Origin of the sequence: Vibrio sp. L5-1 (assembly GCF_021728315.1) — a bacterium.
GTDB lineage: Bacteria > Pseudomonadota > Gammaproteobacteria > Enterobacterales > Vibrionaceae > Vibrio > Vibrio splendidus_K.
Map to the genome: position 1 here is coordinate 424287 of NZ_JAKKCQ010000002.1, position 14370 is coordinate 438656.

Sequence of the window (14370 nt, forward strand, 5' to 3'; positions counted from 1 at the left end):
AAGCTAAATATAAGCTCAGCGAGCAACAATATAAGCTCAGTGAGTAATAATATAAAATAACAACAAAGTGAGTCAGTCACGTAAACTAACTCACCTTTGAACATAGCCAAGGTTTAACTCTAAACTGGTCATGCCCTATATTAAAACCTCGTCGTTACGCAATCTGAAAACGAGGTCACAATTCTGTTCTAGCGAAATTAGAGTTCCAGTTTGAATCCAAGTTCACTTACCATAACTTCAGCGAAGCCTAACTTTACTGCATTCAACTGATTGGCAACTTCGCGCGCTTGCTCTTCGTTTTTAGCCAATATTGCCATTGAATAAACAGGCCTGATCATCGCTTTTTGGTTTGGCTTCTCTTCTGCTATTTCTTGATGTTTTAAGTAAGCAGACGTAATCACACCTTGAGCACTCCAATCGACAACCATTTGTAAATCTTTGCTAATAACCTCATCGACAATGAATTGATTCTCAGGCTCTTTCCAAGCGAGTTCTACTGCGTAGTTTGTGAAAGCGACATCCGTGTTTAACCACTTATTACCGATGTCTCTGATTTCAGTCACCTCTACAAGCTCTTTAAATTGGAATGGTAAGTTACCAATCAAGTCTCTAACGTGCTGCTCACTGTCCGCTTCAATCACAAACTTAATCATCGGAAACTTTTTATCCCCAATAAAGCTTTGTGATACGAACATATCGTGTACCAAGCCCGCATCAATCAGGTTGGCAAATGCTTTTTTCTGATGAGGCATTGCCTCAAATACGGCTTGGGCGTCATCGGTTTTCCAAGCCACTGACACGCCGTATGCCGCTGCGTGGGCATGGGTTGAAAAAAGAATGGCTGAAAATAGAAAGCTAAAAATAGCTAAAAAGGTTCCTAGAGTTGTTTTCATTGTGGTGGCTTCCTAATTAGTCGCGAATAATTTCATACAAGTTAGGGTCAGCAGAAACCCCTTCAATTTTTAAAGGTGGTAATTCTTTTCTCATCGCCTGTATCGCATCATGGAAATGCTTTTTGCTTTCCCACTCTGCAACATTAATAAAACGGTATGTCGCATCCGAGCTTAAAGAGCGGTGCAATTTGGTAGAGATATATCCTGGTTGCTTCACCAATACGTCTCGCGCATCTTCCCAATACGTTAACGTAGCGGCTTCATGGGCTGGCTCGACTGAAAAAGTGTTTATCAATACAACAGGTTGTGCCGAGACCAACGCACTTACGCTTAGCGCCCCCAGTGCCAATCCATACTTAATAATGTTCTTCATCCTATTCTCCTTGTTTTGGGTGAGCTAACGCTACCACCTAGCCCTACCCAATCAAGGTCGAAACCTACGATTTAATATTAATTAAAAAGCTAAATTTCAAACGAATATTATTCACTCGTAAAATAAGCGATGTAGCCATTCACTATTGATAAGCCACTTGTTGAAATTAGGTTTCTTGGAATAGTCATTGCCCTTAACGTGAATAGTCATTGCCCTCAATTTGCATCGTCATTACCCTCAAATAACAGGCACAAAAAAACCACCTAATAAGTAGGTGGCTCTTCATTTTAATAACTCACAAGATTCAGGCTAACTTTAAGTGTTTAACCTTTCAGTATTTAACCAAGCGCCTCTCTGAAATACAAACGATCACAACATCGTCAGCGCAAGCTTTGCCAAGTTATAAGCGTCAACATAACCAGAGTGCTGACGACCTTCCCACTCAATGTTTTTCGCTTCTTGAGCAGCACGGTGACCAATACGTTTCTCTTTCAATCGATTCTGAACTCGATAAAGTGTGGCGATGTTCAAGAACTCGCTAAATGGCGGTTCGATGCCTTTCTCAATACACTCTTTGTGTAAGATAAGGTCGTCACGTCCCCACGCTGCATAGATTTTCTTTGGGCCACCGAAGTTCTTAATCATCGACTTGATAACAGACTCTAATGGGCGACCCTGTTTTTCGATTTTACGAGGTGTAATACCCGTTAACTCGGCGCAGAATAGAGAGACTTCGTCTTTTTCGGGCTTAACGTAATATTGCGCGCGCTTCACGATGGTTCCAGATACAAGATCGATCTCAGCAAGACCAATTTCAATGATCTCCCCTGTTGTTCCTACACCGTCTTCGCTCCAACAGCACATTTCCAAATCGAAACACACCACTCGATTGTGATTCATACGTCGCCTAATTCTCTCGTCAAAAATTTCGTGAAATTGTACATGAGCCTAATAAAGAACTCGACCCCAGTTGCATCAAGTGCTCACTTAGCCTGCAATTGTGACTCGATTTCGGCCATTTGACTTACTTAGGTATAACATGCTGTCAGTTTTTTGAAGGAGCGCTTCAATGTCTTCATTAGTGCGGATGGTCGCCCCGATGCTTAGAGTGCAACTCAATAGCTGGCCAGAATGCTCGCAATGAGACTCACTCACCGTCTCTAAAATACATTCTAAATAGCGAGACAATGAGTCATGTTCGGTGATGCTCGAAATAATACCGAACTCATCCCCTCCCATCCGGAATAGGTTATCTCCAGACTTCAAGCTCACTGAGATAACCTTAATCACATGGATAAGTAACGCATCACCGGCTGGGTGCCCAAACTTATCATTGATCTCTTTAAACTTATCAACATCAAACACTATTAAGCTAAACGGCTTATCGCTTTGTATCGATTGACCAAGCATCTTATTAAAAGCTCGGCGATTATAAATTTCCGTTAAACTGTCATGATTGGCAAGAAAGCGAAGTTCTTCTGTTCTTTCATCAATCATTCGATACAAGCGCTCTTTCTCTCTAATTTGCAGGTTCACGATATAAGCAAGCAGTAACGAGATAGTGGTACCAACTATGCCGATTCCCGCCAACACTAAGTAACCATTAAATGAAATACATGCATCTATCTTGAAGTCGATAATCCATTCACGATTAGTTAATGTAATCGTCTTTGTAATGTGCTGCCCAGTTACCGCTTCATAACCATTGGTTTCGAACATTATCGGGGCATCTTCAGCTTCAAAACCACTATCGGTAACACGCACATAAACGTCCATATCGCCGACAGTAGATGCCAGAAGTTTCTCAAAATAGTATGTGGTACGAACAACACCAATCACAACCCCTAACAAATTGTCCGTTTCACCATCAAACACAGGGTGGTAGACCAACATTCCGCTCTTAGGTGTGTTGCTGTCTAAACCATCTTGCAATAGACGAACTTTGTCTGAAATATTCGCTTCACGTGTTTTTTTAATGTTATCAATGATCAGATTAAACCGCTCACGAGAAGAGTAAAAACCCAAAACACCGTTGTTCACTGGATCATTCGGATATATATCTGTCGCGATAAATACGGGCTCGCCATCCAAGATATAACCATAAGTTTTTGGCCCATGTTTAGGGATAGTAAACATTCTATAGGATGGGTATTGAGCTTTCATTTTGGCGGTGTGCTCGGCAAGATCTTCTACCGCTACTTTTTGCATCCACTGCAATCCGATCAGGCTTTTCGAACCGTTAATCGTTTGCTGAGCAAAACGATCAAATCGATCCCGACTATCGACATCATTAGAATAGAAAAAATTTGCACCGGAACCGATATAAGCGACATCGTTATCAATAAACGCTTTTAAACTGAGCGTTTGATGCTGTGCAAAGCTATCCAGATTCTCATTCAAAGACCTATTTTGATTCAACGCAACTAAAACAAAACACAACACCGTCATCAAAAATGTGGCAAAAAAGACAACTAACGGCAAAGTTCGTTTCTTCAACCCTGTTATAGGGTCGGTAGTGTGGGGCATACAGCTTCCCATATGATGTTATTTTGAGTCGAAAGTATACACTGCCGGAATGCTAGGCTCTATTTATCTTTGACTCTCACAATGGGATAAAACTAACACTATTTACAACCCATGGACATTTGCGGCTAATAAACCAACAAATCTCGATTAACTTTCAAGCTAAGTCACCAAAAAGCCAGTTTATTGAAAACATTAAATAAAGCCCTTAAGCCTTGAATATGCTAGTATCCACCCATATTTATAGCTTGAAAGTGACCATTTTGGCCTTATGCCACTGAGTTTCTTTCCAACCTGTATATTCCTTTAAACCGACGAATATACCGTTAAATCAATTTTAAAGAGAAATCACTATGATCGTTGATTTGAACCTAATCCCACAAACGTTTGATATGCTTCACGCAGGCCTAACGGCATCAAGCGTTTTACTACTGCTAATTGCCGTTTCTCGTAAAACCAAAGTGGTTGAGAAAGTCGTAGAAAAACCAGTAGAAAAGATCGTTGAAGTTGAAAAGCCAGTTGAGAAAATTGTCGAAGTAGAGAAAGTTGTTGAAGTTGAACGTGTGATCGAAAAAGTAGTAGAAGTTGAATCTAAGCTGGCAACAGCACCAACAGATTCTGCAATGCAGCTACTGTCTATCATGCAGCAAGAAGCTCGTTTAATTGACTTCCTAAAAGAAGACCTAACATCATTCTCTGATGAAGAAGTTGGCGCAGCTGCTCGTGTTATTCACACTGGCGGTCAAAAAGTATTAGCTGATTATGTAACGCTTTCTCACATCCGCACTGAAGATGAAGAAACACGTATCACTATTGCTGAAGGTTTCAACCCTCAAGAAATTCGCCTAACAGGCAACGTAACGGGTAACGCACCGTTCAATGGCACATTGGTTCACAAAGGTTGGAAAGCAACTGACATGAACCTGCCTAAGCTTGCTGAGAACTACGATGCATCTGTGATTGCACCGGCAGAGGTGGAGCTATAATGGAACACCAAACTCAGCCATCATCGCACGAGTCGTCTGCACAGACGCATTCACAAGAGCTATCTTCTCAAGAGCAACATCAAGCGCCTAAGTTCAGTGTTGGTATCGATTTAGGTACCACACACTGCGTTTTGTCTTACATCGACACAACCAATGAAGATGCTCGTGTAGAGGTGATGCAAATCCCTCAGCTAACGGCACCTGGTACAGTAGAAACTCGCAGCCAACTTGGCTCGTTCCTATACCAGCCACACGAACATGAAATGAATGCGGGTTCTCGCGTTCTACCTTGGTCTTCTGAGCCTAAAGCACTGGTTGGTGCTATTGCTCGTAACCTTGGTTCGAAGACCCCTATTCGCTTAGTCGCTAGCGCGAAATCTTGGTTATGCCACAGTGGTGTAAATCGTCGCGACGCATTTCTTCCAGCAGGTAGCCCTGAAGAAATTGAAAAAGTATCTCCGCTTAAAACAACTGAGTTGTACCTTGAGCACCTTAAAGATGCTTGGAATCACGCGAATCCAGAACACAAACTGGCAGACCAAGATGTAACGATCACGGTTCCAGCTTCGTTTGATCCTGCGGCTCGTGACCTTACAGCAGAAGCTGCGCGTAATGTGGGCTTCACTCACCTAACGCTTCTAGAAGAACCACAAGCGGCTCTTTACAGCTGGATTGATAACAGCAACGACACATGGCGTGATGAAGTGAACGTTGGTGACATCGTTCTTGTTGTCGATATCGGTGGTGGTACGACTGACCTTTCGTTGGTTGAAGTAACACAAGATGAAGGCAACCTAAGCCTGAACCGTATCGCTGTAGGTGAACATATCCTACTGGGCGGCGACAACATGGACTTAGCTCTGGCTTACCGTCTGAAGATGAAACTGGCTCAAGAAGGCAAAGAACTGGCTCCTTGGCAGGTTCAAGCGATGACTCACGCTTGTCGTGATGCGAAAGAAGCTCTGCTTAACGATGCTGAGCTTCAATCTGTGCCAATCGTTGTTCCAAGCCGTGGCTCTAAGCTACTTGGCGCAACATTGAAAACAGAACTGACTCAGCAAGAAGTACAACAAACATTGGTTGATGGCTTCTTCCCACAAGTAGCGGTAACGGATCATCCGGTACAGAAAACTCGTGGTGCACTGACTCAAATGGGTCTGCCTTACGCTCAAGACGCAGGTATTACTCGTCATATTGCCGCGTTCCTTTCTAAGCAAGCCAATGCGCTTTCTGGAAATACCGAAGCCGCTCAACAAGATTTCAACCCGTTTGCAAATATGCCCGGTATGCCCGGTACAGAAGCGCAAGGGTCAGAAGCGCCAGCAGCAGACTTCATCAAACCAACAGCGGTACTGTTCAATGGTGGTGTTCTAAAATCTAACCTACTAGCTGATCGTCTTTCAGACACGATCAATGAATGGCTAATTAACGCAGACGCTGAATTCGCTAAACAGCTTTCAGGCTTAGACTTAGACCTAGCGGTTGCAAGTGGCGCTTCTTACTACGGCGCAGTACGTCGTGGCCAAGGCGTTCGTATCCGCGGTGGTATTGCTTCTTCTTACTACGTAGGAATTGAAAGCGCGATGCCAGCAATCCCAGGTATGGCTCCTCCGATGGAAGCACTGTGTGTTGCACCATTTGGTATGGAAGAAGGTTCAAGCGTTCAAGTTCCTAGCCAAGAGTTTGGTCTAGTGATTGGTCAGCCAGTACACTTCCAATTCTTCGGTTCAACCACACGTCGTGAAGATGAAGCGGGTACGCACCTTGATCACTGGGCTCCAGAAGATCTGGATGAGCTTCCTGAAATCCAAGTGACACTGCCTGTTTCTGAAGGTCGTCGCGAAGGCGAAGTAGTTCCCGTGACTTTGGCGTCTCGTGTTACTGAATTAGGCACGTTATACCTAGAAGCGATTGCCACAGACAATGGTCAGAAATGGCACGTTGAGTTCGATGTTCGTGAAGACTCGAATAACGACTCAAACGAACAAGCATAATGAATCAACGGCACCTTAACGGGTGCCGTTATTTTATCAATGCGATTCCCTAGCCCTGTATTAAAAGCATTCCAAAGACAATAATAAGACCAAGACTATCCATTAACTGGTCATCACTTTGGCAGAATAAGGTTTTGTATGGCATCTCCTCGTTTTTTAGTCGGCATTGACTTAGGCACAACCAATACCGTTGTTGCTTACTGTGAAATCAACGACGACCTACAACATGCTCCCGTTTCTCTTTTCGATATTGACCAACTCATCGGCCCCGGTGAAGTGGTTCGCAAACCGCTACTTCCATCCTTTCGTTACCATCCTGCACAAGGTCAGATCTCCCCTTCCGATCTCACTATGCCTTGGGAACCGAGCTTGGTTGAAGGCGATATTCAAAACGTCATCGTAGGTGAATGGGCACGCGAACTGGGCGCAAAAGTTGAAGGCCGCCAAGTATCCAGTGCTAAGAGCTGGTTATCTCACCAAGCGGTTGATCGTAACTCCGACATTCTGCCTTGGGCAGGCGCAACTGACGTCGATAAGGTATCCCCTGTTGTCGCAAGCGCCAGCTACCTCAACCACATCCGCCAAGCATGGAACTACCGTAACCCTAGCAACAAGCTTGAAGACCAAGACGTTGTAGTAACCGTTCCTGCTTCATTCGATGAGACAGCACGTAAGCTGACACTCGAAGCGGCAGAACTGGCGGGCTTAGGTAAGATTCTGTTACTCGAAGAGCCGCAAGCCGTTTGTTATGACTGGTATGCACGTCATCAACAAACCGCTGCCGATGAACTTCAGCAAATCCCGCTGATTCTAGTGTGTGATGTCGGCGGTGGTACCACCGATTTAAGTTTGATCGAAGCAAGCTTCAACTCAAACAATGGCGATGACCAAGAACTCGCACTCGACCGTATCGGCGTTGGTGAACACTTAATGCTCGGCGGTGATAACCTAGATTTAGCCCTTGCCCACCTTGCAGAGCAACGCTTCAATCAAAACAAAAAGCTGAATGCCTCAAGCTTAACCAAACTGATTCAACAGACTCGCGCCGCAAAAGAGAGCCTGCTTTCTGCTAACGCGCCAGACGATGTGAAGATCACCATGCTGGGCAGCGGTTCAAAGCTACTTGGCGGTACCAAGAGTATTGGTTTAACGAAACAAGAAGTTCATCAGATTGCACTGGAAGGTTTCTTCCCACTTTCTGAGTTCACTGAAGTACCTGACAAACGCCGTAGCGCGGTTGTAGAGTTCGGCCTACCCTACGCTGCAGATCCTGCGGTAAGTAAGCACGTTGCCGAATTCCTAGCGACACATCAGCAAGTATCAAAAGCGGCACTAGAAAAATCTGGCGCAATCGAATTTGATGAGACAAAACCAGCGATACCTGTCGGTGTACTACTCAACGGCGGTGTATTCAACAGTGAGCTTGTTACTGAACGTATTACTCAGTTACTTGGCAATTGGAACGGTGCGCCAATCACCGTCTTAGATAACCCTCATCCTGATTGGTCTGTGGCATTGGGCGCAGTGGCCTTTGGTAAGGCTCGCCGCGGTGCGCAACTTAAAATTGGTGGCGGTGCGGCTCGTTCTTACTTCTTACATCTGCAAGAGAAGAACAAGATGGGTAAAGCACTTTGTCTGCTTGCCAAAGGGACTGAAGAAGGCCAAGAAATACGTTTGAACAGTCGTCGTTTCTCACTAACTTTGGGTGAGCCGGTACGTTTCAATCTACTGACTTCAACGCACGATCAAATTGCTCATGACACTGCCATTCAAAATGGCGTGATGGTCAATGTCGACGCTGACTTGTTCTCCCCTCTTCCACCGTATATTTCTACGCTAGAAGGTTCAGGTACTGCAGAGCTCCAAGCCAACCAAAAAGAACGCGTCGAAGTATTGCTCGCGTGTCAATTAACAGAAGTCGGCACACTGAAAATGGAGTGTGTGAGCACGGAAGATGACACTAAGCGTTGGTTGCTTGAATTTGAAGTAAGAAACAAGCAAGGCGATGAGTCTGATACCGCTAAACTTCACCCAAGACTGGATGAATGTAAGGAATTGATTTCTCGTCTGTACAGCGGCAACAAGAAGAGTGCTGAATCGAAAGAGATCAAAACACTATCGAAAGATCTTGAGAAGCGACTTGGTAAGCGTGATGAATGGGACTTCACGACCCTTCGCCATCTGTTTGATACCTTTTCATTAGGTCGTAAACGCCGCCGTCGTTCAGAAGCACACGAGAAGAACTGGCTGCGTTTGGCGGGCTACTCGCTGCGTCCAGGCTTTGGCGATCCGACTGACTCATGGCGTATCGAACAAATTTGGGGCCTTTACCAACAAAACATTCAGTTCCAGAACCACCAAGGTTGGACGGACTGGTGGGTATTCTGGCGTCGTGTTGCCGGTGGATTAAACCAAGAGCAGCAAGAGAGTATCTTGGCTGATATCGCTAAGTACCTTCACCCGGGGGCAATGAAAAACCCTAAGACAGCCAAAGATGCACAAGATAATGGCTATGAAGCCATGGTTCGTTTAGCGGCGTCGCTTGAGCAACTTGAAGTGGAAGACAAAGTGCTGCTCGCAAGCTGGTTCTTGAGCAAAGCGATTAACCATAACCAGTTCGAACAGGCTCACTGGTGGGCGCTAGGACGATTAGCATCAAGAACGCCTTTGTATGGCAGCCAACACAGCGTAATTCCTAGAGAGCAAGCTGAACAGTGGTTACCAAAACTGCTTGAACAGAACTGGCAGAAAGAGCAGATGATCGCCTTCGCTGCTGTGATGATTTGCCGTAAAACTGGTGACCGTCAATTTGACATCTCTGACGACTATCGTAATCAAGTGATTGAGAAGCTAAAGCAAAGCAAGGTACCTGATTCATGGCTAACGCTAGTGAGTGAAGTGACTGAGCTTTCTGAGAGCGAGTCTAAGCGCGTATTTGGTGATGCATTACCAAGCGGGTTAAGCCTGATTAATAACTAGTTTTAGGGCTCATTAGATTGGAGAGCTAACTAGTAAAGAAAAAGCCACTTTCGATTCGTTGAAAGTGGCTTTTTTATTGGTGGCTTAAGGCTGATATGTTTAGTCGACTTATCGCTTCTTGGTTAAGAGCCTTAGCCGTATTGCAGTTCATCATTGTTAATGTTTCGTTCCTGTTGGGTTGATAGGAAAATCCGTATTTTCATAAATATCAGATAACTTTTTCGGTTTCTTCTCTTTAGCTCCTTTGTTCGATTGATTATGAGTTTCGCTTAAAAGCCATTGCTCATGCATTTTTGCTGAATCCAAAAACTCTGGATCTTCCATTGCTTCCTTGCGAAGTTTATTTACACGTTCGAGAGTATCCCAAATCATAATACTTCACCTCCACTAAGGCAGTACTATAAAGATAACCCAAACCCACAAAACTTCAACCAAGCCAATGAGATAGCGATCTCAATTTCGAAAATTACTAGATCTAAGCTAATGGAAACCCTCATCAGAAATCGGCTTCAAATGGCGTGTATTTATCGATGATCCTCGACGATCTTTAGCCACAAAAAAAGCGAGCTCAGAGCTCGCTTTTTATCAATCTTTTGTTCAACATTCGCTTGATTAAGTAGTGTCTTACTTAAGCTCGGTTGCCAATTTTAACGGTACCATTTGTTGCAAACCAAAGTGCTTCTGAACGGCGACGACCTAGTAAAATTGGGCCATCATCGTAGAACAAAAAGTTCTTCCAATGTTTCTTAAATACTGACCATTTAGTTTCAAGGACGTTGTATTTTTCGTAACAAAAATAAACAGTTACGTCATCTTGCCAATCAATGAAGTTTAGGATTTCTTCTGGCATTTCTGGTTCGTCGGCTTCCCAATTCGCCATCCAGCTGATCTCTTCATTCCAGTTCGATGCTTTGCTTGGCCAGTCTTGCGAACTTAGTCTTTCCGCATCAGGGCTTTGAGGGCTCACGTTCTCTTTCCAAAACTGAGATGCTCTCGCCTGTGTCATTGGTTTAATCTTTTCCAAATCCTCTGCCGGCAGCGGCATTGACTGGTGAGTGAAAATCCATTTTCTTTGGTATTCGTCCAAAGTTGTGTATGACATCAAATTTCCTCAAATATCTTCTCAGGCTGATGGATTTACCATGCCTATATGTTCTTTCGATACAGCGGCGACCAGAGGTCGCTTGATATTCGCTGCCTTTAAATTCATTACTTGTTCTTACGCCTAGATACTATTTAGTCTAGACATTGCGTTTGTCTTCCCAGTTAGGGTTAACTAACGCGGTCAGTATATGGTCTTCCCATTTACCGTTAATCTGTAAGTATTCTTTAGCAAAACCTTCTCGAACAAAGCCAAGATGTTTCAATACACCCGCACTGCGTTCATTGTGAGGCATGTAGCCCGCCATTAAGCGGTGCATGTTCTGCACATCAAACATGTAGTCTTTTGCCATGCTCAAGCCTCTGCGCATGTAACCGTGGCCCTGTGCACTTTGCGCCAATGAGTAACCGACATTACAGGCGTAGAACGGGAAACGAGACAAATTACTGAACGATATGGTGCCTAACATTTCATTAGAGTCAGCATTAATCAGTAAACAGTAATAGCCTAGTCCCATTTTATGAAGCTCGTTTAACTTGATCAGTCGCTGCGCCCAACTCGCTCTATCAAAGAACGCGTCTTCGCGAATCGGTTCCCAAGGTTTCAGGTACTCTCTGTTAGCCTGAAAGTACTCACTGATCATCGCTGCGTCGTCGATTTCAGCCGTTCTCAGAATCAGGTTACCGTCACGCTTATAAATGCGCTCCGGTGTACTCAAATCTTCCATAATCTTGTTCTTATTCGATCAGTTCTTTCTAATACCGTAATCACGAAGCTTATTCGCAATTGAGGTGTGAGATACATTCAAACGTTTTGCAAGCTTACGGCTTGATGGGAAAGACTGGTAGAGCTTCTCTAGAATCTGAGATTCATAGTCTTTCATGATCTCGTCAAGCGAGCCGTCTAAGCTCAAGTTCGCCATTCCAGCAGTCATGGTTTCAAGCTGTGGCAGGTGGAATTGCTCAACCGTTAAAGTATCTGAATCCAACTCTGTTAGTGCACGTAAAACCATATTGTCTAACTGACGAATGTTGCCCGGCCATTGGTAGTTACCTAATTGGTCGATTAGTTCTTGAGTCAGCTTTGGTTTCAACATACCTAATTGCTGTGCGTACTTTGCAACGAATAGCTCCAGTAATGGGGCAACATCGTTCGAACGTTCACGCAAAGCAGGAATCGATAAAGTCAGCACGTTCAAGCGGTAGAACAGATCTTCACGGAACGAACCTGAGTCGGCTAATTCAGAAAGACGATGGCGCGTTGATGCGATAATACGAACATCCGCGTGCATCTCTTCTTCTTCACCAACACGACGAAATGAACCATCTTGTAGGAAACGCAGCAGTTTGATTTGTAGATGTGGGCTCATCTCGCCAATTTCATCTAAAAATACAGTACCGCCATTCGCTTGTTCGAAAATGCCTTTATGACCTTGTTCATGATTGAATGAACCCGGAGCATGACCAAACAATTCCGTTTCCGCTACGTCATCAGGCATCGATGCACAGCTTAGAATCAAGAATGGGAATGACGCTCGGTTCGAACGGTTATGACACGCTTTAGCCAGCATCTCTTTGCCCGTACCAGTGTCCCCTTCAATAAGCAGAGGTTGATCCAGCATAGCCAGTTTCTTAGCTTGGCTGATCAAAGCTTTATGGCGATTAGAGACACCAACAAAGTGTTCAAAACCTAGGTTATTCTGTTCAGGGATTGCGTCTGGCGTGTTCATCTCTTGGTTACAAGAACGAATTGTCATTACCGCGCTAGCCAGTACCGCTTCGTTCACATCACCACCGAGGTAAATCGGCAGAATCTCAATAGAGAAATCTAAACCATCTAACACCACAACTTCACGATGACGTGTTACATCGCCTTCAATCCAACGAGCGAAGTTAAAGCTAGGAACGAACGTCGCTAGCGGCTCACCGATCACTTCGTCTTCTTGCTTGTTAAAAAGGTTCAATGCAGCGTGGTTTGCCATATCGATTGAGCCTTTAAGGTCAATCGCTATCACAGGGTCAGGTAGGTTTGCCAGCAGAGCAATCAACTCTGTGTTATGCCTTTCGCTTGGCATAAATTGGATTTTACGTACATCCTTCACACCTGAAATTCGGCGAATTTCAGCCATAAGTTCACTAAAAGCATCAAAATTGATATCAGGACAGTTTAAGTAAATAATGCCTTTAACATCAATTTCGATTCCTCTTAAATCAATGCTTTTTGAGGCCAAGATATCGAGCAACTCACGCGTTAAGCCGAGTCTGTCTTCACACAATACTTCAAGACGCACAAATAGTCCTATTATAGGTGTCAGGATAAGTTGACAGTAGTGTGGATTAAGCTCTGAGTTCAGTCAAGAAGAAGAGTAAACATATGTTTACTCTTCACTCGCAAACGACTCAATGTCATACACTTTATTGCTAAGTGACTCGCTTTATTGATAAGCAACTCACTCTATTTAAGCGTAATGCGCTTTATTTCAGAAAGGACGGCTTTGCGAAGGTCCGATATTTTTACTTTTCGCTCATTATGCCAAGGCATAGGACGCAGCAATGTCATGGCTTTTAAACCCAGTCTCGCGGTGAGAATACCGACACCGAGCCCCTGTCCTGCTCGAGCTGAAACCTTGCCTGCAAGATCCATCGAGACGAGGTCCATACTCGCGTCTATCGCGAGTTCACTGGCACCCGCAGCTGCCATGTTGATCAACACCAACTTGAACAACTTAATACGCGACCAGTAGCCAAGCTCAATGCCATACACATCAGCAAGCTTGTCTATCATGGTGAAATTGCGCCACGCCACCAGCAACATATCGGCAGCCGCCAATGGGCTCACCGCAACCAAAGCTGCGGATTCCGTGGAGAACTTAGTGACAATTTGAGTCGCCACTTTGTCTTGCTGGGCGACAACGAGTGCATCGTACATATCCAACACTTCGGCATCGCTGTGTGCCGGGTTAATGCTGTTTCGCCACTTATCGTACGAAGGAGACTCAGCGATAATACCGCCCTGCTTGGCAATGTTTTCACAGAACGCTTTACCCTTGCCGACACTTTGGCTTTGCAATAGCTCTTCACTCTGCTCTTGAACGCTGAAATGATCTTTCAATGAACGCAGCTTCCATAGCTCTTTACCTATTGCGCCTAAACCCAATGAAGCAATAGCTGCAATAAAGCCTGCCCAACCTAAAGCTAGCCAGTCAGCGGTTTGAACAGCAGTAATGACAGAGTCAATCGCTTGCCAGCCCACTAAACCGGAGAAAGCGACAACTAAGCCAGTTCCAAACCACTTCTTCTTTTTGCTCGGTCGAATCACTTGTTCCAATTGTTGCTCAGCGTCACCATCAAGGTCGGTTTCCACTCGTGGTGCAACGGGTACAAACTTTTCTTGTTCCGCAAATAGCTTTTGAGCACCCAAATCTGGGGTAACTTCATTATCATCAGGCTCATCGAACGAGGTCTTCATCGGTTCATCAAAGATCTGTTTTGTTTTTAATTCACTCATTTTGATTGCCTCA

The 14370-nt window shown here is 44.5% G+C and carries 12 protein-coding genes; 3 read left to right on the forward strand and 9 right to left on the reverse strand.

Annotation, left to right across the window (positions count from 1 at the left end; genetic code table 11):
• Positions 1–197 precede the first annotated feature (197 nt).
• The 4 genes from L3V35_RS08740 to L3V35_RS08755 all read right to left on the reverse strand — a co-directional run bounded on the left by L3V35_RS08740 (position 198) and on the right by L3V35_RS08755 (position 3792).
• Positions 198–893 (reverse strand): hypothetical protein, encoded by a 696-nt coding sequence (locus L3V35_RS08740; protein ID WP_004734745.1) that lies wholly within the window; start codon positions 891–893, stop codon positions 198–200.
• Positions 894–909: 16 nt separating this feature from the next.
• The gene (locus L3V35_RS08745) at positions 910–1266 is read right to left on the reverse strand and encodes an antibiotic biosynthesis monooxygenase family protein (RefSeq protein ID WP_004734744.1); all 357 of its coding nucleotides are present in this window, start codon (positions 1264–1266) and stop codon (positions 910–912) included.
• Positions 1267–1635: 369 nt separating this feature from the next.
• The gene (locus tag L3V35_RS08750) at positions 1636–2166 is read right to left on the reverse strand and encodes a 3'-5' exonuclease (RefSeq protein ID WP_004734743.1); all 531 of its coding nucleotides are present in this window, start codon (positions 2164–2166) and stop codon (positions 1636–1638) included.
• A gap of 87 nt (positions 2167–2253) precedes the next feature.
• Positions 2254–3792, reverse strand: a complete 1539-nt coding sequence (locus L3V35_RS08755; RefSeq protein WP_146458133.1) for a sensor domain-containing diguanylate cyclase — start codon at positions 3790–3792, stop codon at positions 2254–2256.
• A gap of 350 nt (positions 3793–4142) precedes the next feature.
• Between L3V35_RS08755 and L3V35_RS08760 the strand changes: the two genes are divergently transcribed.
• From L3V35_RS08760 to L3V35_RS08770, 3 genes are all read left to right on the forward strand, one after another.
• Positions 4143–4775, forward strand: coding sequence for a DUF2760 domain-containing protein (locus L3V35_RS08760; protein WP_017091262.1), 633 nt, complete (start codon positions 4143–4145; stop codon positions 4773–4775).
• Complete coding sequence (locus L3V35_RS08765) at positions 4775–6769, forward strand: Hsp70 family protein (protein WP_237299382.1); 1995 nt, start codon at positions 4775–4777, stop codon at positions 6767–6769. Before L3V35_RS08760 ends, L3V35_RS08765 begins: the two co-directional genes overlap by 1 nt.
• 138 nt (positions 6770–6907) lie before the next feature.
• A complete protein-coding gene (locus L3V35_RS08770; protein WP_237299384.1) occupies positions 6908–9748 on the forward strand; it encodes an Hsp70 family protein in 2841 nt (946 codons plus the stop codon).
• A gap of 156 nt (positions 9749–9904) precedes the next feature.
• On the opposite strand, the gene L3V35_RS08775 is transcribed toward L3V35_RS08770, so the two are convergent.
• The 5 genes from L3V35_RS08775 to L3V35_RS08795 all read right to left on the reverse strand — a co-directional run bounded on the left by L3V35_RS08775 (position 9905) and on the right by L3V35_RS08795 (position 14357).
• Entirely contained in the window at positions 9905–10120 is a 216-nt protein-coding gene (locus L3V35_RS08775) for a hypothetical protein (RefSeq protein ID WP_054546551.1), read from the reverse strand.
• Between the two features lie 256 nt (positions 10121–10376).
• The gene (locus tag L3V35_RS08780; RefSeq protein ID WP_004734736.1) at positions 10377–10850 is read right to left on the reverse strand and encodes a DUF2947 domain-containing protein; all 474 of its coding nucleotides are present in this window, start codon (positions 10848–10850) and stop codon (positions 10377–10379) included.
• 139 nt (positions 10851–10989) lie between these two features.
• Complete coding sequence (rimJ, locus tag L3V35_RS08785) at positions 10990–11577, reverse strand: ribosomal protein S5-alanine N-acetyltransferase (RefSeq protein ID WP_237299385.1); 588 nt, start codon at positions 11575–11577, stop codon at positions 10990–10992.
• Between the two features lie 18 nt (positions 11578–11595).
• Positions 11596–13140 carry a transcriptional regulator TyrR gene (tyrR, locus tag L3V35_RS08790; protein ID WP_017077872.1) on the reverse strand — a complete coding sequence of 515 codons (1545 nt, stop codon included), beginning with the start codon at positions 13138–13140 and terminating at the stop codon, positions 11596–11598.
• Between the two features lie 164 nt (positions 13141–13304).
• Entirely contained in the window at positions 13305–14357 is a 1053-nt protein-coding gene (locus tag L3V35_RS08795; protein ID WP_237299386.1) for a TIGR01620 family protein, read from the reverse strand.
• Between the last annotated feature and the right edge of the window lie 13 nt (positions 14358–14370).